We start from the raw sequence: 21,755 nt of genomic DNA, 5'->3' as shown, positions 1-21,755 counted from the left end.
AAGGGGCGCCCCGGGAATCCCGGGGCGCCTCTCGTTCGTGAACGGCCCTAGACCACCAGGCTCAGCGCCGCCGCGACCGCGAAGCCGGTCAGGGACAGCACGGATTCCAGGACGGTCCAGGACTTCAGGGTGTCCCGCTCCGAGATGCCGAAGTACTTGGACACGATCCAGAAGCCACCGTCGTTGACGTGCGAGGCGAAGATCGAGCCGGCCGAGATCGCCATGATGACCAGGGCGAGGAACGCCTGCGAGTGGTCACCGCCCTCGACCAGCGGCAGGACGATGCCCGCGGTGGTGACGATGGCGACGGTCGCCGAGCCCTGCGCGACCCGCAGGACGAGCGAGATCAGATAGGCGAGGACGATGACGGGCAGCCCGACGTCCTCGAAGGTGTCGGAGAGCGCCTGGGCCACGCCGCTCGCCTTGAGGACGGCGCCGAAGACACCGCCTGCGCCGACCACGAGCAGGATGTTGCCGACCGGCTTCAGCGAGGAGGTGGACACCTGCTCCAGGGACGTGCGGGACCAGCCGCGCCGGATGCCGAGCAGGTAGTACGCGAGGACCAGGGCGATCGTCAGCGCGACGAACGGGTTGCCCAAGAACTCGATCACCGAGCGGAGGGTGGACGCGTCCAGGGCGATCGAGGAGAACGTCGCCGCGAGGATGAGGACCAGCGGGGTACCGATGATGAGCAGGACCGTGGCGAGGGAGACGGGAGCCTCGGAGGCACCGTCCTTGCGCTCGGCGGCGACCTTCGCCCTGGCCTCCTCGGCGGCCTCGACCATGTCGTGCGGGACCTCGACGAAGATGCGCCTGCCGATCCAGGCCGCGTAGGCCCAGGCGGCGAGGACGGCGGGGATGCCGACGACGACGCCCATGAGGATGACCCAGCCGAGCGAGACGTGCAGAAGCCCGGCGGCGGCCACGGGGCCGGGGTGCGGCGGCAGGAACGCGTGGGTCATCGACAGGCCCGCCAGCAGCGGCATGCAGTAGAGCAGGATCGACCTGCCGGACCGCTTGGCGGCGGCGTAGACGATCGGCGCGAGGACGAAGATGCCGACGTCGAAGAAGACCGGGATGCCGAAGATCAGACCGGTGAGGCCCATCGCGAGCGGGGCGCGCTTCTCCCCGAAGAGGCCGAGGAGACGGGAGGACAGCACCTCGGCGCCGCCGGAGACCTCGAGTATCGCGCCGAGCATGGTGCCCAGGCCGATGATGATCGCGACATGGCCCAGGATGCCGCCCATGCCGGTCTCGATGACAGAGGTGGCGGCGGACTTCTGGACCGTACCGAAGAGTTCGGTGACGGAGAGCCCGGCGGCGAGGCCGACACCGAGGGAGACGGCGAGCAGCGCGACGAAGGGCTGCAGCCGGACCTTGATGATCAGGACGAGGAGGAGGGCGATGCCGAGGGCGGCGACGGTGAGCAGTCCGGCGGTGCCGGGTATCAGGAGCAGGAGACCACCGGTGTGGGGCTGCATGGGGAGAACCTCGTTTTTGGGTAGGGGGGAGCGCGGCACGGCGTCCCGGGGACGAACGCCGTGCCGTGGAGCGGGGGTTTCAGAGGAATCAGCTCAGGCTCAGGCTCAGGTGCGGCGGAGGGCTCGGTCTCAGCCGAGGACCGCGAGGGCGTCGATCTCGATGAGGAGGCCCTGGGGGAGGCCGACGTAGACCGTCGTACGGGCCGAGGCGGGCGCCTTGAGGCCCTGCTCCTCGAAGTACGCGTTGTAGATCTCGTTCATCTCGGCGAAGTGGTCGACGTCGGTGAGGTAGACGCGCATCATCATCACGTCGTCCCAGCTCGCGCCGCCCTCCTCCAGGATCGCCTTGACGTTGGCGAAGGTCTGGAGGGTCTGCTCGCGCAGCGTCGGGCCGGCGACGGTCGGTGCCTGGCCCTCGACGGCCGGCAGGAAGCCCACCTGGCCGGCGACCTGGAGGATGTTGCCCTTCCTGACGCCGTGCGAGAACTTCGCCGGCGGGGCGGTGTGGGTGGCGGGGGTGAGCGCGGTCTTCTCGGTCATGTCCGGTCCTTGGTAGGAGTGTTGCCTGAGTAGTCACGGCTGATGGCGTCAGCGGTGCGGCGCACCAGCGGGAGGAGGGCGAGGAGTTCCTCCGCGGTCACGACCACATTGGGCGCCGAGACCGACATGGCGGCGACGACGCGGCCGTCGGCGCCGCGGATGGGGGCGCCGACGCAGTTGATGGACTCCTCGTGGCCGCCGAGGTCGGTGGCCCAGCCCTGTTCGCGCACGGTCGCCAGCTCCTGGAGGAAGGCGGCGGCGTTCGGGGTCGAACGGGGCGTGTACGGGGGGTAGTCGAGCTTGGCGGCGAGGGTACGCCGTTCGGGCTCGGGGAGGTCGGCGAGCAGCAGCTTGGCGACGGCGGCGACGGTGATCGCGACGGGCTTGCCGATGCGGGAGTACATCCGGACCGGGTAGCGGCTCTCGACCTTGTCGATGTAGAGGACCTCGCCCTCCTCGTACACCGCGAGGTGGACGGTGTGCCCGATCTGCTCGTTGAGCGCGGCGAGGTGGGGGTGCGCGATCTCACGGATGTCGAGGTTCTCGACGGCTTCCTGGGCGAGGGCGAAGAGGCGGGCGCCGAGGCGGTAGCGCTGGTCCTGCTGGCGGTAGACGAGCCCGTGCTCGTGGAGGGTGCGCAGCAGCCGCAGGGCGGTGGACTTGTGCACCCCGAGCCGGTCGGCGACCTGCCCGAGGTCGGCGGGGCCCTGCGCGAGCAGCGGCAGGATGCTCAGCGCGCGGTCGACGGTCTGACTCATGGCGTACGTACCTCCTGGTCCTCCCCGGTCCGCGTCCAGCCGGGTGCGAGGTGCAGTCTCCCCCAGCCCTCGTCGTCGAGGGCGACGAGCCGGTCGGCGTGTGCGGGCGCCGCCGGAGCGCCGAGGTCGCCGGGGACGGTGAGCGCGGCGGCGGCCATGAGGTGTCCGTGCCGGATACGGTCCCGTACGGGCAGGCCCCGAAGGGTCCCGGACAGGAACCCGGCGGCGAAGGCGTCCCCGGCACCGACGGGGGCGACGACGTCGACGCGGGGCGCGGCGGCGAAGGTGACGGTGTCGGCGTGGGGCGCGGCGGTGACGGTGTCCTCGGCGGAAGCTCCTTCGCCGGTGCCGGTGCCGGTGCCGGCGCGGCGCTCGAACACGACCGCGCCCCGACCGCCCCGCTTCACGACCAGCACCTCGGGCTCCGGCAGCACGCCCCGTACCGCTTCCGGCCCCACCACCCCCCACGCCTCCTCCGCCTCGTCCTCCCCCACGAACACCAGGTCCGCACCCCGTGCGAGGTCCAGGAGCACCCGCGGTCCCGATCCGTCGCGTCCGTCGCGTCCGTCGCGCCACAGCCCGGCGCGGAAGTTCACGTCGAACGAGACCAGCGGACGCCCCGCCCGCGGCGCGGTCAGGTCACGCGTCAGGGCGAGGCACTCCCCGGAGAGCGCGGCGGTGATGCCGGACAGGTGCAGGACCCGCCCGTCGGCCACCGCCGCGTACGGCACGGTCGCGGGCGACATCGCCGACGCCGCCGAACCGGCCCGGTAGTAGACGACCTCGTGCGCCGCGGTCGCCCGGTCCGTGGCGGTACGGAAGTAGACGCCGGTCGGCCGTGCGGCGTCCCGCCCCACCGCCGACACGTCGACGCCGTACGCGGCGATCGTCTCCACCAGGTGGTCGCCGAAGCCGTCGCGGCCGACCCGGCTGACCCACTTCGCCCGGTGTCCGGCCGCGGCCAGCGCGCACGCCACGTTGGATTCGGCCCCGCCGATGGTGCGGGTGAAGGAGGGGACGTCGGCGAGGCGGCCCGGCCGGGTGGGGAGAAGGGTGACCATGGACTCGCCGAGGCAGACGACGTCCACGGGTGGCGCGTCCACGGGCGGGGTTCCGGTCACCTTCGGGCTCCTCGTGCGTCGGGGGTCGCTCACGCCGGTCCATTGACCCGGCGTTGGCCCGGATGTTAGACAGCAGCAAGCGATATGCGCAATGAGCGTTGCAGAGAATGCAACACCTCGACGAGGAGGATCCATGCCCGCCGACCGGCCCACCCCTCAGCTGGCCAACGAGCGTGTCGACCACCGCTTCAAGGCCCTGCCCCCGGACGCCGACGGCCTGACCGTCGGCGAGCTGGCGGCCCAGCGCCGCAACCTGTTCACCGGCGGCTTCACCACCCCGGTCCTCGCCCTCTCCGCCGAGTCCGTCGAGCACAACCTGCGCCTCCTGGAGAGCTACGCCGAGCGCCACGGCCTCGCCTTCGCCCCGCACGGCAAGACCTCCATGGCCCCGCAGCTCTTCGACCGCCAGCTGGAGCACGGCGCGTGGGGCATCACCGCCGCCGTACCGCACCAGGCCCGCGTCTACCGCGCCCACGGCATCGCCCGGATCTTCCTCGCCAACGAGCTCGTCGACGCCCCCGCCCTGCGCTGGGTCGCCGCCGAGCTCGACGCCGACCCGGACTTCCGCTTCGTCTGTTACGTCGACTCCGTGCGCGGGGTCGAGCTGATGGACGCGGCCCTCACCGAGGCCGTCGCCCGCCGCCCCGTGGACGTCGTCGTCGAGCTCGGCGCCGGCGAGGGAGCCCGTACCGGAGTCCGTACGGAAGCCGACTGCACCGCCGTCGCCGACGCCGTCGCGGCGACCACGACCCTGCGTCTGGTCGGCGTGGCGGGTTACGAGGGCGAGGTCCCCCGGGCGGACGCCGAACGGGTCCACGCCTGGCTGCGCCGGCTGACGGCCCTCGCCGCGGACTTCGACAAGGCGGGCCGCTTCTCCCCCGAGATCGGGGAGATCGTCGTCAGCGCGGGCGGCAGCGCCTGGTTCGACGCGGTCGCCGACGTCTTCGCCGACATCCCCGTGCTCTCCCTCCCCGTCCTGAAGCTGCTGCGCTCCGGCGCGTACGTCTCGCACGACGACGGCCAGTACCGGCGCCTGACCCCCTTCAACCGGGTCCCCGAGGAGGGCGTGCTCGAGCCCGCCTTCCGGCTCTGGGCGCAGGTCGTCTCCCGCCCCACCCCCGAGCAGGCGTTCACCAACGCGGGCAAGCGTGACGCCGCGTACGACCTCGACCTCCCGGAGGCCCAGGTCGTCCGCGACGCCCGCACCGGCGCCGTCCGCCCCGCCGAGGGCATCACCGTCACCGGCCTCTCCGACCAGCACGGCTGGCTGCGGACGGAGCCCGACGCCGAGATCGAGGTCGGTGACTGGCTCGGCATGGGCCTGTCCCACCCCTGCACCTCCTTCGACAAGTGGCAGTTGATCCCGCTGGTCGAGGCGGACGGCACGGTCGTCGACTACATCCGCACCTTCTTCTAGGAGCCCGCCATGGACCTGGTCATCCGCGACGTGGACGTCGTCGACGGCTCCGGCGGGGACGCGTACCGCGCCGACGTGGCCGTCGACGGCGGCCGGATCGCCGCCATCGTCAAGGAGGGGGCGGCGGCGGGCTGCCAGCGCCCCACCGCCCGGCGCGTCCTGGACGCCGAGGGCCTCGCCCTCTCCCCCGGCTTCATCGACATGCACGCCCACAGCGACCTCGCGCTGCTCCGGGACCCGGACCACAGCGCGAAGGCCGCGCAGGGCGTGACCCTCGAAGTCCTCGGCCAGGACGGCCTGTCGTACGCACCGGTCGACGACCGCACGCTCGCGGAGGTCCGCCGGGCGATCACCGGCTGGAACGGCGACGGGAGCGACATCGACTTCGACTGGCGCACGGTCGGCGAGTACCTGGACCGCCTGGACCGGGGGATCGCGGTGAACGCGGCGTACCTGATCCCGCAGGGCACGGTCCGGATGTACGCGGTCGGCTGGGACGACCGCCCGGCGACGGACGCCGAGCTGAACCGGATGCGGCAGCTGGTGGCCGAGGGCATGGAACAGGGCGCGGTCGGCATGTCCTCCGGGCTGACGTACACCCCGGGCATGTACGCCCCCGACACCGAACTCGCCCAGCTCTGCGAGGTCGTGGCCCGGTACGGCGGCTACTACTGCCCGCACCACCGCTCGTACGGCGCCGGTGCGCTCCAGGCGTACGAGGAGATGGTCGCCCTCACCCGGGACGCGGGCTGCGCGCTCCACCTGGCGCACGCGACGATGAACTTCGGCGTGAACAAGGGCAGGGCGCCGGAGCTGCTGGCCCTTCTCGACCGGGCGCTCGACGCCGGCGCGGACATCAGCCTCGACACGTACCCGTACACCCCCGGCTGTACGACGCTGGTCGCGCTGCTGCCGAGCTGGGCGAGCGAGGGCGGCCCGGAGGCGATCCTGGCCCGGCTCCGGGACGAGGCGGCCTCCGAGCGGATCCGCCACCACCTGGAGGAGATCGGCTCGGACGGCTGCCACGGCGTCCCGGTCGAGTGGGAGACCGTCGAGATCTCGGGGGTGAGCGACCCGGGGCTCGTGGACTTCGTGGGCCGCCGCGTGGACGGCTGGGCCACCGCCCGCCGACTCCTCGTCGAGGACCGGCTCGGCACGACGATCCTCCAGCACGTGGGCCACGAGGAGAACGTCCGGACGATCATGCGCCACCGGGTCCACACGGGCGGCTCGGACGGCATCCTGCAGGGCCTCAAGCCGCACCCGCGGGCGTACGGCACCTTCCCGCACTACCTCGGGCGGTACGTACGTGAGCTGGGCGTCCTCTCCCTGGAGGAGTGCGTGGCCCACCTGACCTCCCGCCCGGCGGCCCGCCTCCGCCTCCCGGACCGCGGCCTGGTCCGCGAGGGCTACCGCGCCGACCTGGTCCTCTTCGACCCGACGACGGTGGCGGCGGCCTCGACGTACGACACCCCACGCCGGCTCCCGGTGGGCATCCCCCACGTCCTGATCGACGGCAGGTTCGTCATGGAGGACGGCAAGAGAACGGACGCCCTCGCGGGCAGGTCGATCCGGTCGACCTGATCCGCTGTGGCCGCGGTAGCCCGGCCGCCGCCCGCGTGCGCCATGCGCCTGTCCCCCGCCCCGCCCGCTGTGGGCATTCGTTCCGCTGGGGCGGAACGGGTGGGCACAGCGGACGGCGCCCTTACGGGCGCGTCCGTCCCATGTGCCCGCCCACCACGGGAGCCCGCACCGGCCGGGACCCCGTCGCCCCCGACCCCCGCCGCATCAGCACAAGGCCCAGGCCCAGAACAAGACCCCCCACCACGAACCCGTACCACGGCGTACGCCCCGACGGCGCCGTCTCGTACACCAGCGCCGCCGACAGGACCACGAGAAGGTGCCCCACCCGGCTGCGCCACGCCACCGCGGCCACCACCACCGCCCCCCACAGCACGTACCACGGCTGCACCATCGGCGACAGCGCCACCAGAGCCACCAACGAGAGCCCCAGCCCCAGGGCCGGATCGATCCGCCCCTTCCACGCCCGCCAGGCCAGCACCCCGATGATCACCAACGCGAGCGCCAGCCCCACCGTCTGCACCGCACCCTTCACCGGCTCCGGATCGTCCCCGACCAGAAGCCCGAGCCCCAGCCCCACGTCGCTCGTCACCGACAGCGCCGTGTGAATGGTCCCGGCGACGCTCTGCGTCCGCAGCCACCCGAAGCCGGTCCCGGCCACCACCGTCGCGCCCGCCGCGACCCCGCCCGCGACGAGCGCCGGCAGCACGAGCCCCTTCACCACACCCCGTACGCCACCGTCCCGGCGCGCGATCATCACGCCGATGAAGAGCAGCGCCACCGCCGCCGGCGACTTGACCATCACCGCGAGGCCGACGAGCACGCAGCCGACCACCCATCGCGCCCGCGCCGCGAGCAGGACGCCGCTCAGCATCAGCCCGATCATGAGCCCGTCGTTGTGCATGCCGCCGACGACATGGATCAGGAGCAGCGGGTTGAGCGCGGCCAGCCACAGCGCCCCGCTCCGGTCGCCGTCCGCCAGCCCCCGTACGGCCCAGACGATCAGCGCGAGCGCGCCGAGCGCGATCAGCCGCATCCCGATCACGGCCGGCACGATCTCCCCGCCGGTCACTCCCACCACGGCCTGCGCGAGGGCGAGGAAGACCGGCCCGTACGGAGCGGGGGTGTCGGTCCAGTGCCCGCCGACGCTCGCCGCCGCGTCCGCCCCGAGGTCGCCGGGGCCGAGGACCGAGGGCCCCGCCCCGTACACGTCGTACCCCTCCAGGACCATGGCGCCCTGCGCGATGTAGCTGTACACGTCGGCGCTGTACAGCGGCGGCGCGAGCACCAGCGGCGCCGTCCACCACCCGAGGGTGCCCAGCACCCGGTCCCGCGCCTCCCGTACGCCGCGGGCCAGCAGTACGCCGTACCGCCACCAGGCCGCGACGAGCAGGGTCAGTCCCAGGTACGCGAGGACGGCACCGGCCACCGTCAGGGCCGGCCCCCGGGGTGCCCACAGCCCCCACGGCTCGCGTACCGGCAGCGTCCCGGCCGTGTACCCGCCCACCGCGACGGCGAGCGACCCGATCGCACCCAGCCACCGGCATCCGGAGGCACTCAACACCCACATGACGGGCCAACCTACCTGGGGCGCTTCGAGGCTCCCGGGGCCGAGCCGGACTTCCCGGGCTTGTCGCCGGAGCCGTCGACGGAGCCACCGTCCGTGCCGTCACCTGAGCCGTCGGCCTCGCCGTCGGCCTCGGCGGTGCGCACGGCGGTCGTGGGCCCCGACGGGGTCGCGGCGCTCGGCCCGGCGGACGCCGTCGCCGAAGCGGTACCGGCCGAAGCGCTCGGCCTCGGCGCCCCGGTGCTCTCCGCCTTCTCAGCAGCCTCGCCCTCACCCGGCGGATCGGCCTGGATGAGCGCGGGCAGACCCGGATGGCCGTCGTCCTCCGAGGAGGATCCGCCGGCGTCACCGGCGCGGAAGGCCCCGGCCACGACCGCGGCCAGGAGCCCGAGCCCCACGACACCGCCACCGGCGAGCACCCAGCGCGCGCCCGCGCCCCGCCGCGCCGACGCATGACGGCGGCGGCGCCCCGGGGCGCCCGCGGCGCGGTGGTCCTCTTCGCTCATGGCGGCGAATTCTAGGCAGCAGGGTTCCGCGGAGCGAGCCACGTCACATTCCGGACGTAAACCCGAGCTTCCCCGCCCCTTCCCGAGCGTCCCTGAGCGTCCCCGTTCCGCCCGACGTGTCCCAAAACACGAGGCGCCCCGCTCCCACCCGCCGTAAGCTCTCGACATGCAGGTGATCCAGTCCACGAAGCTCGCCAACGTCTGTTACGAAATCCGGGGCCCGGTGCTCGAAGAGGCGATGCGGCTGGAAGCTGCGGGTCATCGCATCCTCAAGCTCAACACCGGAAACCCGGCCGCCTTCGGCTTCGAGTGCCCGCCGGCGATCCTCGAGGACGTCCTGCGCAACCTCGCCGGCGCCCATGGCTACGGGGACGCGAAGGGCCTGCTCTCCGCCCGCCGCGCCGTGATGAGCCATTACGAGACCAAGGGCATCCCGCTCTCCGTCGAGGACATCTACCTCGGCAACGGCGTCTCCGAGCTGATCCAGATGTCGATGCAGGCCCTGCTCGACGACGGCGACGAGGTCCTCGTCCCCGCCCCGGACTACCCGCTGTGGACCGCCTCGGTCTCCCTCGCGGGCGGTACGGCCGTGCATTACCGCTGCGACGAGCAGGCGGACTGGATGCCGGATCTCGCCGACATCGAGCGGAAGATCACCGATCGCACCAAGGCGATCGTGATCATCAACCCGAACAATCCCACGGGCGCCGTCTACGACGACGAGATGCTCCGTTCCCTCACCGAGATCGCCCGCCGCCACAACCTGGTCGTCTGCTCCGACGAGATCTACGACAAGATCCTCTACGACGGCACCACGCACACCCCCACGGCCGCGATCGCCCCGGATCTGCTGGTCCTCGCCTTCAACGGGATGAGCAAGAACTACCGGGTGGCGGGTTTCCGCTCCGGCTGGCTGGCGGTCTGCGGCCCCAAGTCGCACGCCACCTCCTACATCGAGGGGCTGACGATCCTCGCCAACATGCGGCTGTGCGCCAACATGCCCGCGCAGCACGCGGTGGCCGCCGCCCTGCAGGGCCGGCAGTCGATCGAGGACCTGGTCCTGCCCGGCGGGCGTCTCCTCGAGCAGCGCGACACGGCGTACGAGCTGCTCACGCAGATCCCCGGCGTGACCTGTGTGAAGCCGAAGGGCGCCCTCTATCTCTTCCCGCGGCTCGATCCGAACGTCTACAAGATCAAGGACGACCGGCAGATGGTCCTCGACCTGCTGCGGGCCGAGAAGATCATGGTGGTGCACGGCACCGGCTTCAACTGGCACGAGCCGGACCACTTCCGGATCGTCACGCTGCCCAACGCCATGGACCTCGCGGACGCGGTGACCCGGATCGGACGCTTCCTGGACGGCTACAGCCAGCCGTAGGCGGCAACCCGACTCAGGACGCAGCTCAACTTTAGATTGAATCTAAGCTAGGATGGCTCCAGAGCTACCGCAGGAGGCCGTCCCATGTACGAACCGATCCGCACCAAGTCGGTCCACCGGATGGCCGACGACGACCGGAACGCGTACCCGCACCGCTCCCGCGAGGAGGAGCTGGACATCCAGCTCGCCGGACACCTCGCCGCGCTGCTCGCCGTCACGGACGAGCTGGGCGACACGGCGGCCGGCGAGCTCATCGCCCGGCAGGTGGCACGGCTGCGCGGCGCGCCGCCGGCCCGTCACGCGGGGCTGAGCGGCTCGGACGCCGCGTCGCTGCACCGCCGCGCCCATGCCCTCGCGGGCCGCGCCCTGGTCGTCGCCGCCTCCCGGGCCGACACGGCCGTCGCGATCCTCGCCGCCGAGCGCATGGACGCGCACACCGCGGCACTGGCCTCACCCGAGCTGGTCAGCGCCCCCTGACGGCCCCGGTCCACGCGCCGCACAGCCGCGCGGACCGGGTGCCACCCACCCAGCGACGGCCCGTGCACACCCAGACGCGTATCTGGAGGGGCGTACAGAAAGACACCGGCCCCCGAAGCCGTGAGGGGGCTTCGGGGGGCCGGTGTGCATCGTGACGAGCCGTTCGTGACCCCACTGGTCAGGGCGGTGTTCGGGGCGACCCGTCACGAGTCCGCGGTGCGGGATCAGCCCAGGCGCTCGACCAGCGCGCGGTACTCGTCCCACAGCTCCTTCGGCGTGTGGTCACCGAAGGTGTTGAGGTGCTCGGGGACCAGGGCGGCCTCCTCGCGCCAGACCTCGCGGTCGACCTTGAGCAGGAACTCCAGGTCCTCCGCCGGCAGGTCCAGGCCCTCGGTGTCGAGGGACTCGACGGTCGGCAGGATGCCGATCGGGGTCTCGACGCCCTCGGCCTTGCCCTCCAGGCGCTCCACGATCCACTTCAGGACGCGGCTGTTCTCGCCGAAGCCGGGCCAGACGAACTTGCCCGCGTCGTTCTTGCGGAACCAGTTCACGTAGTAGATCTTCGGCAGCTTGGCCTGGTCACCCTTTGCCGCGGCGACACCACCGACCTTGACCCAGTGCGCCATGTAGTCGCCCATGTTGTAGCCGCAGAACGGCAGCATGGCGAAGGGGTCGCGGCGCAGCTCGCCGACCTTGCCCTCGGCGGCGGCGGTCTTCTCGGAGGCGACGTTCGCGCCGAGGAAGACGCCGTGGTTCCAGTCGAAGGACTCGGTCACCAGCGGCACGGCGGAGGCGCGGCGGCCGCCGAAGAGGATCGCCGAGATCGGCACGCCCTTCGGGTCCTCCCACTCCGGCGCGATGATCGGGCACTGCGAGGCGGGGACGGTGAAGCGGGCGTTGGGGTGGGCCGCCGGGGTCTCGGACTCCGGGGTCCAGTCGTTGCCCTTCCAGTCCGTGAGGTGCTTGGGCGCCTCTTCGGTCATGCCCTCCCACCAGACGTCGCCGTCGTCGGTCAGCGCGACGTTGGTGAAGACGGCGTTGCCCCACAGGGTCTTCATGGCGTTGGCGTTGGTGTGCTCGCCGGTGCCGGGCGCGACGCCGAAGAAGCCGGCCTCGGGGTTGATCGCGTACAGCCGGCCGTCCTCGCCGAAGCGCATCCACGCGATGTCGTCACCGATGGTCTCGACCGTCCAGCCGGAGATCGTGGGCTCCAGCATGGCCAGGTTGGTCTTGCCACAGGCGGACGGGAACGCGGCGGCGACGTACTTCGACTCGCCCTGCGGCGGGGTGAGCTTGAGGATCAGCATGTGCTCGGCGAGCCAGCCCTCGTCGCGCGCCATGACCGACGCGATGCGCAGGGCGTAGCACTTCTTGCCGAGCAGGGCGTTGCCGCCGTAGCCGGAGCCGTACGACCAGATCTCACGGGTCTCGGGGAAGTGCGAGATGTACTTGGTGGTGTTGCAGGGCCACGGCACGTCCTCCTGGCCCTCGTCCAGGGGCGCGCCCAGCGTGTGGACGGCCTTGACGAAGAAGCCGTCGGTGCCGAGCTCGTCGAGGACGGCCTGTCCCATGCGGGTCATGGTGCGCATGGAGACGGCGACGTACGCGGAGTCGGTGATCTCGACGCCGATCGCGGAGAGCGGCGAGCCGACCGGGCCCATGCAGAAGGGCACGACGTACATGGTGCGGCCACGCATCGAACCCCGGAAGATGCCCTTCTCACCAGCGAAGAGCTCCTTCATCTCCGCCGGCGCCTTCCAGTGGTTGGTCGGGCCCGCGTCCTCCTCCTTCTCGGAGCAGATGAAGGTCCGGTCCTCGACGCGCGCGACGTCGGACGGGTCGGAGGCGGCGTAGTACGAGTTCGGTCGCAGGGTCGGGTCGAGCTTCTTGAAGGTGCCCTTGGCGACGAGCTCCTCGCAGAGGCGCTCGTACTCCGCCTCGGATCCGTCGCACCAGACCACGGCGTCCGGCTGCGTGATCGCAGCGATCTCGTTCACCCAGGAGATCAGCTCCTGGTGCTGGGTGGGAAGGGTGGTGGGAGCCGCGTTGTCGCGCGCCACGATTGCTCCTTGATGAGGGGTTTTTAGATGTAGGCCCCTTGGGGGCTGCGACCCGGATGCTTCTCGTGTGGAGACGCTCGCGCTCATCCGGTGCCGACCGCACTCATTTGATCATCCGACGCATGTGCCCATATGTCCAGAGGGCCGCCCACGTGAGCATCGCCACTCCTTTCCGTGGCCTACGGGGGCGTAGGTAGCATCGACCCATGACTTCAGCCATGCCGTCGGTCACCGAGATCGAAGAGTTCGTGAAGCCCCGGCTCAGAGGCTGGCTGCACGCCGGGATGTTCCCCGCCGTGATCGTCGCGGGTGTGGTTCTGGTCGCGCTCGCGGGATCGCCGCGGGCCCGGATCGCCTGTGGCATCTACGTCCTCACCGCCTGTCTGCTCTTCGGCATCAGCGCCCTGTACCACCGCGGCACCTGGGGACCGCGCGGCGAGGCCGTCCTGCGGCGCCTGGACCACGCCAACATCTTTCTGATCATCGCGGGCACCTATACCCCGCTCACGCTGCTCCTCCTCCCCGATTCCACCGGGCGGCCGCTCATGTGGGCGGTCTGGGTCGCCGCCGCGGCCGGTATCGCCTTCCGGGTCTTCTGGGTCGGCGCCCCGCGCTGGCTGTACACGCCCTGCTACATCGCGATGGGCTGGGCCGCCGTCTTCTTCCTGCCCGACTTCATGCGGGCCGGCGGCGTCGCCGTCCTCGTCCTCGTCATCGTCGGCGGACTGCTCTACAGCGCGGGCGGGATCATCTACGGCCTGAAGCGGCCGAACCCGTCCCCGCGCTGGTTCGGCTTCCACGAGGTCTTCCACTCGCTGACCCTGGCGGCCTTCATCGTCCATTACGTCGGCATCTCGCTGGTGGCCTACCAGCACTCGTGACCCGCACAATGACGGCCATGGCCGCCGACTCCGCCCCTACGCCCGGAGGCGTCGGGGGACCCCCAGCACCGCTCAGCCTCCGGGAACGCAAGAAGATCAAGACCCGTGCCGCGATCCGCCGGGCCGCGTACCAGCTCCTCGACGAGCAGCCGTGGGAGTCGACGACGACCGAGCAGATCGCGGCGGCGGCCGAGGTCTCCCCCAGCACCGTCGGCCGCTACTTCCCGGTCAAGGAGGACATCCTCCTCAGCGGCGACGACGACGACCTCTGGGAGGCGCGCCTGCGGGCCCGCCCGGTCGACGAGGATCCGCTGGAGTCGCTGCGCGCCGTCGTGAGCGAGGCGGTGTCGGCGGCCCTGACGGACGGCTCCCGGGAGAGCCTGACGCGCGCCCGGCTCCTGGTCGACATCCCCGCCGTACGCGCCCGGCTGACCGAGACCACCGCCGAGACGGCGCAGCGCCTGGCCGGTGCGGTCGCCGACCGGACCGGCCGGGACGCCGACGACCTGGAGGTACGGGTCTTCTGCGCGGCCGCTCTCGGCGCGCTGCGCGAGGCGACCGTCTACTGGGCCGAGCACGGGCAGCGTCCGCAGGAGCTGAACCGCCTGCTCCACCGGACCGTCGACACCCTCAAGGGCGGCCTGGCGCTCCGAGCGCTCCCCTGACGACCTGGCCCGACTCGGGATTGTCGGCGCACGCCCACACCCCGTGCGGGCAGTAGTCCGTGAACGTCTGGTACACCGGCCGGTGCCGCGCGAACCAGTCGAGCATCCCCCGTACGTACACCGGATTGTCCCCGTTGCGGAAGAGTCCCCATTCCGGGTACGAGACGGGCTTGCCGTGCGCGGCCGCGAACCGCACGTGGTGCGCGAGCCCGAAGTCCTCCGTGACCTGCTCGTCGAAGGAGAGCCCCTTGGGCTGGTCGTAGGCGTCGAGCCCGATGATGTCGACGTACGCGTCGCCCGGGTAGCAGCGCGGCCACTCCACCGCGTCCCGCCCCCGGCTCGCGGTGAAGTCGAGGCGGAACCGCTGCCCGGGCACCGCGCGCAGCACGCCCACGACCCGCCGCCAGTACGCCTTCCAGCTCTCGGGGTCCGGACCGCAGCGGTGGCTGTAGGTGGTGCCGTTCATCTCCCAGCCCAGCACGAGCACGGCGTCGGCGAGCCGGTGCTCGACCAGCCGCTCCCCCAGGGTGCGGAAGTGACCGTCGTACGCCCCCGCCGCCCCGCGCCGCAGCCCGGCCCGGACCTCGGCGTCCGGCAGCCCCTCCTCGCTGCGGTCGAGCAGGGGCACGTTCAGGACGAAGAGCCGCCCCGGCCGCTCCTCCTTCCACCGCGCCCACGGCTCGAAGAGCGCCGGATGGCCCTCGATGTTGGACCAGCGGTCGCCGGGGAGATAGGTGTGCCCGACGGTCAGCGACGCGCCGCCGAGCCAGCGCTGCACCTCGGCGATGCGCCGCACCCCGCTCTCGTCGGAGCCGGTGAAGAAGCCGGAGGGCACGGTCAGCGGCGCCGGGGCGGGCGCGACCGGCTCCGCGCGGTGCCGGGAGCCCGGTGCGATCCGGTCGTAGGGCAGGACGAACGCGAGAACGGCCGCGAGCAGCACGATCAGTGCGGCCCGCGGCCAGGAGAGGAGGGTCACGTCAGCTGGTCCAGAAGTCCCACCATCGGGTCAGGATCAGCATCCCGATGATCCCGATGTGCAGGACGGGCAGCGCGAAGGTGAAGTCCTCGAGGAACCCCTTCACGGCGGCGGGCGCCGGCAGCACGCCCGTACGGACGTTGTGCGAGGTCACGTACCAGAACATGACGATCGTGGCGGCCCAGGCCAGGCTGCACCAGAGGCAGAGCGAGTTGATCTCGTACAGCGACTGGTGCATCAGCCAGGTGCAGAACCCGACGCCGAACAGCATCCCCGCGTTCAGCCCGAGCCAGTACCAGCGGCGGTAGCGGGCTCCCGCGAGGAGCCCGGCGCCGATGGCGACGACCATCCCGTACGTCACGAGACCGAGCATCGGGTTCGGGAAGCCGAACACCGCCGCCTGCTCGCTCTTCATGATGTTGCCGCAGGACACGATCGGGTTGAGGCTGCAGCCCGGCTGGAAGTTCGGGTCCTCGAGCAGCTTGAACTTGTCGATGGTGATGACCCAGGCGGCCAGCACCCCGGCCGCCCCGGTGATCATCAGCAGCAGACCGAGGGCCCGGCTCGCACCGATCGTCCCGGTGTCCTCCCGGGATTCCTCCTGCCGCTGCCCCGGCACCCCGCCCCGTACGTCGACCGTCGCCATGACGCCGCCCCCTCCCGCTCAGCCCTGCAGCCGCCGGACGGGCAGCACGACGTGTCCCGCGGCCGCCAGGGGATCCTCGCCGGCGAAGAAGGACCGCAGCTGCTCCTCGGACACCGTCCCGCCGGGCGGGACCTCGGACCACGGGCGGACGGAGCAGATCAGGTAGGCGTGTCCGAGCTCCCTGGCGGCCGCGTCCCACTCCGCCGGTACCGAGCACTGGACCTTCAGGAACGGCAGGGTGAGGACCGCCTGCTGAGCCTCGACGAGGAGGTGGGCGTCGACCCGGGAGTCCTCGGACGCGTCGACCACCGGCCCGCCGACGGTCAGGCCCATGCCCTCCACGGCGGCGCGCATCGCTTCTTCACCGGCCTCGCGACCGTCGCTGCCGTTGCCGAGTGAATACACCATCAGATACGGCGCGGCGGGCTTGTCATCGGTGGGGCCGGTGGTCCAGAAGACGGCCGCGAGGGTCCCCAGCGGAGAGATGCTGCGCGCCCCGGCAACCACATCCGGAGAGACGGGGCGCGCCTCGGAAACCACATTGGAAGAAGTCATGGGTCCGGATGCTAGTGGTCGGATGCCCGCCGTCCCGCGCCGAATTCACTCGATCGGCCGGTATTCACCCGGCTGGCATTTCCTCCGCAACGAAGCCGCGTTTCCCTCGTTGTGCCCAGAGGGCATTTGTCGACCACCAGGAGATCGCTCATGATCGTCCCGCGCCGCGTCGCACTGCGGTCCCTCTTCACCGTGGCCGTCGCCGCCTTCACGGGCGTTGCGCTGGCCCGTATCGCCGCCACACCCTCCGCGCGGCCCGTCGCCGCGGACGACCGCTCCGCCGATCTCTTCGACGAGATGTACGGGGGGCGCCGCATCCAGGCCCGTACCACCCCGGCCGGGGTGCCGGAGGTCCTTGTCGACGGCAGGCCGCTGCACCTGATGCGCTGCGCGGACGGCGGCTACCTCACGCCCATCGATCACTACCAGACCTATCCGACACCCCTGGCGGCCACCCGCGCGGCCGTGGACGAGCTGGGTTCCGCGCCACTGACCCGCTTCGCCGCCGCCCACGGTGTCCCTTCGGGAGGGAGCCCGCGTGGCGTACACACGTAAGAACCAGCGCGATCTGACGAGCGCCGAGCGGAAGAAGTTCGTCGCCGCGGTCCTCGAGCTCAAGCGCGTCGGGAAGTACGACGACTTCGTCCGTACGCACATCGACTACTACGTCGCCGACGGGGACACGCGTCTCCGGGTCGCCCACATGACGCCCAGCTTTCTGCCCTGGCATCGCAAGTTCCTGCTGGAGTTCGAGCGGGAGCTGCGCCGCATCGACCCGACGGTCACCGTGCCGTACTGGGACTGGACCCGGGACAACACCCCCGCGGCGTCGCTGTGGAGCGACGACTTCATGGGCGGCAACGGGCGCCGCAGCGACCTCCAGGTGGTGACCGGCCCGTTCGCCTACGGGGGCGGACGCTGGACGGTGAACCACGGCATGACCGAGGGCCGCTTCCTGACCAGGGACTTCGGCCGCCCCCGGGACCCGATCACGCTGCCGACGAAGGCACAGCTGGACGAGGTGATGCGGGAGACGGTGTACGACGTGGCGCCCTGGAACTCCACGAGCGGCTCGGGATTCCGCAACCGGCTGGAGGGCTGGGCCCCGGGCCGGGGCAACGACCGCTTCCGTATCCACAACCGGGTGCACCGCTGGGTCGGCGGTCTGATGCTCGGCGGAGCCTCCGTCAACGATCCGGTGTTCTGGCTCCACCACTCCTTCGTCGATCTGCTCTGGTCGCGCTGGCAGCAGCGCAACCCGCAGGCCGGCTATCTGCCTGTCCGGCCACCGGAGCTGGGTGACTCGCAGTACCGCCGGATCGCGGCCCGCGACCAGAAGATGGGCCCGTGGGGCGTCACCCCGGCCGAGATGCTCGACCACAGCGCGATCTACCGCTACGCGTAGGGGTACGCACAGGGAAGCGGCCCCCCGGCCGGTGGACCGGGGGGCCGCTCGACGCTGAGGTGATCAGCCGCCGTAACCACCGTCGCGGTGGTCGTCGCCCTTGCCGTCGGTGTTCACGCAGGTGTTGCCGAACGCCGGGTTGATCAGGCCGACGACGTCCACGGTGTTGCCGCAGACGTTGAGCGGGATGTGGATCGGGACCTGAACGACGTTGCCGGAAACGATACCGGGGGAGGCGGCGGCGGCAGCCTGGGCGCCCGAGTCGGCGACGGCCATGCCGGCTCCGCTGAGGGCAACGGCACCCGTGCCGGCGAGGACAGCGGCAGCCTTCGCGATGCGAGACATCAAGAACTCCTTGGACGTGGAAAGGCGACCGCGAGAATCACGGCCGTCGATTCCGTTCAACGCCGAAATGGCGCGGGGGTCACGGCCTTTAGGCCGGACGGGATGAAAAATGACGTGGGGGAGGCCCGCAGACCATGGGGCCACCCGCCGTCGGATACGACGGAGCGAACCCCTGGATCTGCGGGCCACGGCCATGCGACAAGCCTTCTGTTGTAACGAGCAACGACCCCTCGGGTGGCGGGGAAGAATCGTGTCTTCACCCGCCGGGTCATCGGTCGTACAAAAGACCGCCTCAGGCCGTCGGCTGCGCCAGACCCATCTGGGAGTCCAGCGCTCCGCTCACCGCGGGGGTGAGGAGGCCGACCTGCGGCTCGACGACTTCCGGCAGTCCGTACCGGTTGCCGCCCGGCGCGGCGACGGGGGTGCCGACGATGGCGCCGGGGGTGGTCGCCTTCAGGGGCGAGCGGGGGGTGGTGAGCAGGGCCGTTCCGAGCGTGCTGCCGTCGATGACCTCGGGCAGCGGGGCTGCGACGAGGGTCTCCGGGAGGGTGCTGGCGACCGGCACGCGCGGCAGGGTGGCGTCCGGCAGTCCGCCGGCCCGTCCCTCGTGGAAGCCGGTGGGCCCCCCGGGCACGGGCAGCGGGACCCCGGTGGCCACCGAGGGGGCGTCCATCGGGATCGCCGGCTCCAGACCCTGGAGCGGAACGATCACCGGTGCCTCGGCGGCGGCCGCGGGGGCGGCCATGGCCGCGGAGGCGAGAGCGGTCATGAGGATTCCCATGCCGGCTTGAGATCGCAGATTCATGACTGCGTACGCCCTTCAGAGCAGGTGACGACGGTGCTGTGGTGCTGCTCTCTGAGAACGAGCCCGCCGGAGATAACGTCGCGAAATTCGCCTGTCTGCAGCAACGCCGGAGGCCCTCACCGGTGACGGCGAGGGCCTCGGTTGACGCTACGTCAGTACGGTGCGTCAGTGTCGGCGTTCCGGGCGTCCGGCGCGCACGAGGCGTCCGGCCCGGAGATACATGACCGTTCCGCCGACGAGAAGAGCGGCGCTGACGGCGGCGGCACCCATGAGCGCGGGGTCGCTTCCGGTGTCGGGGAGTTCGGGCTTGTCCGGGGTCGCCGGCGGCTTGGTCGGGGTGCTGGGAGGCGTGGTGGGGGTCGTCGGCTCCTCGCAACCCGGCTCCGGCTCCTCACCCGGCTCGGGCTTCTCACACCCACCCGGCCCGCCCGGAGACGGCGGCGGGGTCGTCGGAGTCGTGGGCTCGTCGGGCTTCGTCGGCGGCGTGGAGGGCGTGGACGGCGGCGTGGTGGGAGTCGTCGGCTCCTCACAGCCCGGCTCCGGCTCCTCACCCGGCTCGGGCTTCTCACACCCACCCGGCCCACCCGGAGACGGCGGCGGGGTCGTCGGAGTCGTGGGCTCGTCCGGCTTCGTCGGCGGCGTGGAGGGCGGCTTCGGGGTGCCCGGGTGATCGGGCGTGCCCGGGTGATCGGGAGTCCCCGGGTGATCGGGCGTGCCCGGGTGATCGGGAGTCCCCGGGTGATCGGGCGTGCCCGGGTGATCGGGAGTCCCCGGGTGATCAGGGGTCCCCGGGTGATCAGGGTTCTCTCCCGGCGGCTTGGGGTTCTCGTCGTCCGGGGTGTCGCCCTCGCCGTAGCCGTCAGGCTCGTCGTCGGTCGGGGCGCAGACGTCATCCACCACGTCGGCAGTGATGTCGTCGAGTTTCGCGGGGTCCTCGCACGGATTCGCGGGAAGCGGGACCTGAAGGTGGTGACCAGTGCCGGGCCCGGGGGAATCACCGGTACCGCCCGGGGAGTTCGCGGCCACGGCGAAGCCTCCGGTCAGCGACAGGATGCCCGTCGCGGCCGCGGCGGTGAACAGCTTCCGGCTCATGATGGATCGCATACCGCTCTTCCTCTGGAGAAAGGGAGAGACCGGCGGGGGACCCCCCTCGCTCCGACCGGCCTGTCCGCGCACTCAGTGCGTCAGTCGCTGACGGACTGGTTACGGAACGGAAGGCTCAGGAACACCGGGCAGATGCGCCGCAGGCCGCGGCGCGCGGTCGCGCGCTGCCGTCCTCGGTCTCTCCATGGGCCAACCTTCCGTGATGGGTTGGCGAGAGCGTAAGGAGCGGCAAACTGCGGGAAGCGGGGACCACACGGCAGCCGAACAGAAAATCATTCAATCGGCCGATCACCATGGGTGGCGGCCCCGTGCCGACGGGGAGCGTCCGCCTGCCGGCGGAGCGAGGGGGCGATCCAGGGGGGTCGAGACCGCGTGTCGCGGTCGTCCGCGCGGGAGAAACGCGCGATGAGGCGGTACTGCTGAGTGACCGTCAGCCGCCGACCGGGAGGCCGCCGATCAGCGGCGCCTTCTGGGTCGTCTTGTTCAGCTTGCCCGCGGCGTCCCCCACGGTCTTGACGACGGAACCGTCCGTGGTGCTGCTCAGCGTGTCCGTCTTCAGACCGTCGCCCGAGAGCGCCCCGAGACCACCGCTCAGGCTGGTGGGGGTCATCGACTCGGCGGCCATGGCGGGCGCGGCGGCACCCAGAGCCATCACAGATCCGGCGACGACCGCGGCAACCTTGGTGGGCTTCATGAAACGAGTCCTTCCTCTATGGCTTCGTTCGCAAGCAAGTCGCTTGCTGTGCAGGCCTCTTGGATAATTCCCGCACACCGTTCTGCTTTCTGTAACGAGAGGCCCGCCCCCCGGAAACTCCGGGAGGAAGGATTTCTCGGCACTGCACCCGATTGATGAGACCCGGTCATATGTGACGATCGGATACACGTACGCCGCGCCGCCCGGCGGTCAGCCGGGCGGCGCGGCGCGGTTCGTGAGGGCGCGGCTACCGGACGGGCGGTGCCGGACTCACGGGCAGCTCGGCCGGCGCCTCGGGCGCGGCGCCCAGGACCTGGTCGAGCAATGAGGTCAGGGTCGCGGAGACCTGCGGGACGAGACCGGTCGCGTCGCCGGAGACCGCCGCCAGCAGATCGGCGACCACCTTCTCGATGGTGGCGAGGAGGTCGGACACGAGGTCGGCGGGCGCGGCCCTCCCGTCGACGGCCGGGGCCTCCGGGAGCGAAGCCGAGGCGGCGGTCTTCGCGGCGGCGACCGCCGCGTCGATCTTCGCCTTGAACGCATCCGCCTCCGCGGCGGTGATGGCCTGTGCGGACACGGCGGACACGGCGGACGCGCGGGCCGGGGTGGATTCGTCGGCGAAGGCGGGTCCCGCCGTACCGAGGCTGATGACGGCGGATATCGCCAGGGCGGTGAGGCGGCGTGAAGCCAGGGGACGCATGAGTGTTCCTTTTCCGTATGCGTCGGACAACTACTCCGCCCACCGTGCCTGCGGGTATAGCGCTCCGCAACGGGAGAACTACTGAGCGCCACC

23 protein-coding genes are annotated in these 21,755 nt (G+C 71.5%); 8 read left to right on the top strand and 15 right to left on the bottom strand.

Going from position 1 to position 21,755, the window contains the following annotated elements:
• Positions 1–47 precede the first annotated feature (47 nt).
• From ACFYV5_RS29735 to ACFYV5_RS29720, 4 genes are all read right to left on the bottom strand, one after another.
• Positions 48–1,481, bottom strand: coding sequence for a GntP family permease (locus ACFYV5_RS29735; RefSeq protein WP_389173429.1), 1,434 nt, complete (start codon positions 1,479–1,481; stop codon positions 48–50).
• A gap of 129 nt (positions 1,482–1,610) precedes the next feature.
• Positions 1,611–2,021, bottom strand: a complete 411-nt coding sequence (locus ACFYV5_RS29730; protein WP_355105639.1) for a RidA family protein — start codon at positions 2,019–2,021, stop codon at positions 1,611–1,613.
• Positions 2,018–2,779: an IclR family transcriptional regulator gene (locus ACFYV5_RS29725; RefSeq protein ID WP_355105637.1), complete on the bottom strand. Its 762-nt coding sequence runs from the start codon at positions 2,777–2,779 to the stop codon at positions 2,018–2,020. Before ACFYV5_RS29725 ends, ACFYV5_RS29730 begins: the two co-directional genes overlap by 4 nt.
• The gene (locus ACFYV5_RS29720) at positions 2,776–3,840 is read right to left on the bottom strand and encodes a sugar kinase (protein ID WP_389173581.1); all 1,065 of its coding nucleotides are present in this window, start codon (positions 3,838–3,840) and stop codon (positions 2,776–2,778) included. Before ACFYV5_RS29720 ends, ACFYV5_RS29725 begins: the two co-directional genes overlap by 4 nt.
• A 193-nt stretch (positions 3,841–4,033) precedes the next feature.
• On the opposite strand from ACFYV5_RS29720, the gene ACFYV5_RS29715 reads away from it, so the two are divergent.
• Together ACFYV5_RS29715 and ACFYV5_RS29710 are read left to right on the top strand one after the other, a co-directional pair.
• The gene (locus ACFYV5_RS29715; protein WP_389173426.1) at positions 4,034–5,317 is read left to right on the top strand and encodes an amino acid deaminase; all 1,284 of its coding nucleotides are present in this window, start codon (positions 4,034–4,036) and stop codon (positions 5,315–5,317) included.
• A gap of 9 nt (positions 5,318–5,326) precedes the next feature.
• Positions 5,327–6,901 (top strand): amidohydrolase family protein, encoded by a 1,575-nt coding sequence (locus ACFYV5_RS29710; protein WP_389173424.1) that lies wholly within the window; start codon positions 5,327–5,329, stop codon positions 6,899–6,901.
• 121 nt (positions 6,902–7,022) lie between these two features.
• On the opposite strand, the gene mptB is transcribed toward ACFYV5_RS29710, so the two are convergent.
• On the bottom strand, positions 7,023–8,468 hold the full coding sequence (gene mptB / locus ACFYV5_RS29705; protein WP_389173422.1) for a polyprenol phosphomannose-dependent alpha 1,6 mannosyltransferase MptB: 1,446 nt from the start codon (positions 8,466–8,468) through the stop codon (positions 7,023–7,025).
• Between the two features lie 11 nt (positions 8,469–8,479).
• Positions 8,480–8,971, bottom strand: coding sequence for a hypothetical protein (locus tag ACFYV5_RS29700; protein ID WP_389173420.1), 492 nt, complete (start codon positions 8,969–8,971; stop codon positions 8,480–8,482).
• A gap of 166 nt (positions 8,972–9,137) precedes the next feature.
• Here ACFYV5_RS29700 and ACFYV5_RS29695 point away from each other — a divergent pair, with 166 nt between their 5' ends.
• Together ACFYV5_RS29695 and ACFYV5_RS29690 are read left to right on the top strand one after the other, a co-directional pair.
• The gene (locus ACFYV5_RS29695; protein WP_389173418.1) at positions 9,138–10,349 is read left to right on the top strand and encodes a pyridoxal phosphate-dependent aminotransferase; all 1,212 of its coding nucleotides are present in this window, start codon (positions 9,138–9,140) and stop codon (positions 10,347–10,349) included.
• A gap of 84 nt (positions 10,350–10,433) precedes the next feature.
• Positions 10,434–10,826 (top strand): hypothetical protein, encoded by a 393-nt coding sequence (locus ACFYV5_RS29690; protein WP_355105624.1) that lies wholly within the window; start codon positions 10,434–10,436, stop codon positions 10,824–10,826.
• 224 nt (positions 10,827–11,050) lie between these two features.
• Here the strand turns inward: ACFYV5_RS29690 and ACFYV5_RS29685 are convergent, their stop codons facing one another.
• A complete protein-coding gene (locus tag ACFYV5_RS29685) occupies positions 11,051–12,886 on the bottom strand; it encodes a phosphoenolpyruvate carboxykinase (GTP) (RefSeq protein ID WP_355105622.1) in 1,836 nt (611 codons plus the stop codon).
• Between the two features lie 206 nt (positions 12,887–13,092).
• Between ACFYV5_RS29685 and ACFYV5_RS29680 the strand changes: the two genes are divergently transcribed.
• Together ACFYV5_RS29680 and ACFYV5_RS29675 are read left to right on the top strand one after the other, a co-directional pair.
• Positions 13,093–13,767 (top strand): hemolysin III family protein, encoded by a 675-nt coding sequence (locus ACFYV5_RS29680; protein ID WP_355105620.1) that lies wholly within the window; start codon positions 13,093–13,095, stop codon positions 13,765–13,767.
• Positions 13,768–13,784: 17 nt separating this feature from the next.
• Complete coding sequence (locus ACFYV5_RS29675) at positions 13,785–14,432, top strand: TetR family transcriptional regulator (RefSeq protein ID WP_355105618.1); 648 nt, start codon at positions 13,785–13,787, stop codon at positions 14,430–14,432.
• Here ACFYV5_RS29675 and ACFYV5_RS29670 read toward each other — a convergent pair.
• Genes ACFYV5_RS29670 through ACFYV5_RS29660 form a run of 3 tightly spaced genes read right to left on the bottom strand, consistent with a single transcriptional unit; the run spans position 14,398 to position 16,609 of the window.
• The gene (locus ACFYV5_RS29670; protein ID WP_389173414.1) at positions 14,398–15,408 is read right to left on the bottom strand and encodes a glycoside hydrolase family 26 protein; all 1,011 of its coding nucleotides are present in this window, start codon (positions 15,406–15,408) and stop codon (positions 14,398–14,400) included. The genes ACFYV5_RS29675 and ACFYV5_RS29670 overlap by 35 nt on opposite strands.
• A gap of 1 nt (position 15,409) precedes the next feature.
• Positions 15,410–16,054 carry a vitamin K epoxide reductase family protein gene (locus ACFYV5_RS29665; RefSeq protein ID WP_355105613.1) on the bottom strand — a complete coding sequence of 215 codons (645 nt, stop codon included), beginning with the start codon at positions 16,052–16,054 and terminating at the stop codon, positions 15,410–15,412.
• A gap of 18 nt (positions 16,055–16,072) precedes the next feature.
• The gene (locus tag ACFYV5_RS29660) at positions 16,073–16,609 is read right to left on the bottom strand and encodes a DUF5949 family protein (protein ID WP_355105611.1); all 537 of its coding nucleotides are present in this window, start codon (positions 16,607–16,609) and stop codon (positions 16,073–16,075) included.
• Positions 16,610–16,759: 150 nt separating this feature from the next.
• Here ACFYV5_RS29660 and ACFYV5_RS29655 point away from each other — a divergent pair, with 150 nt between their 5' ends.
• Together ACFYV5_RS29655 and ACFYV5_RS29650 are read left to right on the top strand one after the other, a co-directional pair.
• The gene (locus ACFYV5_RS29655) at positions 16,760–17,164 is read left to right on the top strand and encodes a tyrosinase family oxidase copper chaperone (RefSeq protein ID WP_389173411.1); all 405 of its coding nucleotides are present in this window, start codon (positions 16,760–16,762) and stop codon (positions 17,162–17,164) included.
• Positions 17,148–18,014 (top strand): tyrosinase family protein, encoded by an 867-nt coding sequence (locus ACFYV5_RS29650; protein ID WP_355105607.1) that lies wholly within the window; start codon positions 17,148–17,150, stop codon positions 18,012–18,014. The genes ACFYV5_RS29655 and ACFYV5_RS29650 overlap by 17 nt, the downstream gene beginning before the upstream one ends.
• A 63-nt stretch (positions 18,015–18,077) precedes the next feature.
• On the opposite strand, the gene ACFYV5_RS29645 is transcribed toward ACFYV5_RS29650, so the two are convergent.
• The 5 genes from ACFYV5_RS29645 to ACFYV5_RS29625 form a co-directional block, all read right to left on the bottom strand.
• Positions 18,078–18,359 carry a chaplin gene (locus tag ACFYV5_RS29645; RefSeq protein WP_389173408.1) on the bottom strand — a complete coding sequence of 94 codons (282 nt, stop codon included), beginning with the start codon at positions 18,357–18,359 and terminating at the stop codon, positions 18,078–18,080.
• A gap of 292 nt (positions 18,360–18,651) precedes the next feature.
• A complete protein-coding gene (locus tag ACFYV5_RS29640) occupies positions 18,652–19,128 on the bottom strand; it encodes a hypothetical protein (protein WP_355105603.1) in 477 nt (158 codons plus the stop codon).
• A gap of 201 nt (positions 19,129–19,329) precedes the next feature.
• Positions 19,330–20,268, bottom strand: coding sequence for a hypothetical protein (locus tag ACFYV5_RS29635; protein ID WP_389173406.1), 939 nt, complete (start codon positions 20,266–20,268; stop codon positions 19,330–19,332).
• 430 nt (positions 20,269–20,698) lie between these two features.
• Entirely contained in the window at positions 20,699–20,962 is a 264-nt protein-coding gene (locus ACFYV5_RS29630; RefSeq protein WP_389173404.1) for a hypothetical protein, read from the bottom strand.
• A 247-nt stretch (positions 20,963–21,209) separates the two neighbouring features.
• Complete coding sequence (locus tag ACFYV5_RS29625; protein WP_389173402.1) at positions 21,210–21,662, bottom strand: hypothetical protein; 453 nt, start codon at positions 21,660–21,662, stop codon at positions 21,210–21,212.
• Positions 21,663–21,755 lie beyond the last annotated feature (93 nt).

Source organism: Streptomyces sp. NPDC003035, from assembly GCF_042888285.1.
GTDB lineage: Bacteria > Actinomycetota > Actinomycetes > Streptomycetales > Streptomycetaceae > Streptomyces.
The sequence above is the reverse complement of the archived record's forward strand: the minus strand, read 5'-3'. Positions and strand labels throughout refer to the sequence as shown.

What these genes read in the sequence shown, in the direction of transcription:
- ACFYV5_RS29675 (WP_355105618.1), top strand. Translation starts at nt 13,785, where the DNA reads ATGGCCGCCGACTCCGCCCCTACGCCCGGAGGCGTCGGGGGACCCCCA.
- ACFYV5_RS29695 (WP_389173418.1), top strand. Translation starts at nt 9,138, where the DNA reads ATGCAGGTGATCCAGTCCACGAAGCTCGCCAACGTCTGTTACGAAATC.
- ACFYV5_RS29625 (WP_389173402.1), bottom strand. Translation starts at nt 21,662, where the DNA reads ATGCGTCCCCTGGCTTCACGCCGCCTCACCGCCCTGGCGATATCCGCC.
- ACFYV5_RS29655 (WP_389173411.1), top strand. Translation starts at nt 16,760, where the DNA reads ATGATCGTCCCGCGCCGCGTCGCACTGCGGTCCCTCTTCACCGTGGCC.
- ACFYV5_RS29660 (WP_355105611.1), bottom strand. Translation starts at nt 16,609, where the DNA reads ATGACTTCTTCCAATGTGGTTTCCGAGGCGCGCCCCGTCTCTCCGGAT.
- ACFYV5_RS29680 (WP_355105620.1), top strand. Translation starts at nt 13,093, where the DNA reads ATGACTTCAGCCATGCCGTCGGTCACCGAGATCGAAGAGTTCGTGAAG.
- ACFYV5_RS29730 (WP_355105639.1), bottom strand. Translation starts at nt 2,021, where the DNA reads ATGACCGAGAAGACCGCGCTCACCCCCGCCACCCACACCGCCCCGCCG.
- ACFYV5_RS29710 (WP_389173424.1), top strand. Translation starts at nt 5,327, where the DNA reads ATGGACCTGGTCATCCGCGACGTGGACGTCGTCGACGGCTCCGGCGGG.
- ACFYV5_RS29700 (WP_389173420.1), bottom strand. Translation starts at nt 8,971, where the DNA reads ATGAGCGAAGAGGACCACCGCGCCGCGGGCGCCCCGGGGCGCCGCCGC.
- ACFYV5_RS29645 (WP_389173408.1), bottom strand. Translation starts at nt 18,359, where the DNA reads ATGTCTCGCATCGCGAAGGCTGCCGCTGTCCTCGCCGGCACGGGTGCC.
- ACFYV5_RS29640 (WP_355105603.1), bottom strand. Translation starts at nt 19,128, where the DNA reads ATGACCGCTCTCGCCTCCGCGGCCATGGCCGCCCCCGCGGCCGCCGCC.
- ACFYV5_RS29725 (WP_355105637.1), bottom strand. Translation starts at nt 2,779, where the DNA reads ATGAGTCAGACCGTCGACCGCGCGCTGAGCATCCTGCCGCTGCTCGCG.
- ACFYV5_RS29720 (WP_389173581.1), bottom strand. Translation starts at nt 3,840, where the DNA reads ATGGTCACCCTTCTCCCCACCCGGCCGGGCCGCCTCGCCGACGTCCCC.
- ACFYV5_RS29735 (WP_389173429.1), bottom strand. Translation starts at nt 1,481, where the DNA reads ATGCAGCCCCACACCGGTGGTCTCCTGCTCCTGATACCCGGCACCGCC.
- ACFYV5_RS29690 (WP_355105624.1), top strand. Translation starts at nt 10,434, where the DNA reads ATGTACGAACCGATCCGCACCAAGTCGGTCCACCGGATGGCCGACGAC.
- ACFYV5_RS29635 (WP_389173406.1), bottom strand. Translation starts at nt 20,268, where the DNA reads ATGCGATCCATCATGAGCCGGAAGCTGTTCACCGCCGCGGCCGCGACG.
- ACFYV5_RS29665 (WP_355105613.1), bottom strand. Translation starts at nt 16,054, where the DNA reads ATGGCGACGGTCGACGTACGGGGCGGGGTGCCGGGGCAGCGGCAGGAG.
- ACFYV5_RS29715 (WP_389173426.1), top strand. Translation starts at nt 4,034, where the DNA reads ATGCCCGCCGACCGGCCCACCCCTCAGCTGGCCAACGAGCGTGTCGAC.
- mptB (WP_389173422.1), bottom strand. Translation starts at nt 8,468, where the DNA reads ATGTGGGTGTTGAGTGCCTCCGGATGCCGGTGGCTGGGTGCGATCGGG.
- ACFYV5_RS29630 (WP_389173404.1), bottom strand. Translation starts at nt 20,962, where the DNA reads ATGAAGCCCACCAAGGTTGCCGCGGTCGTCGCCGGATCTGTGATGGCT.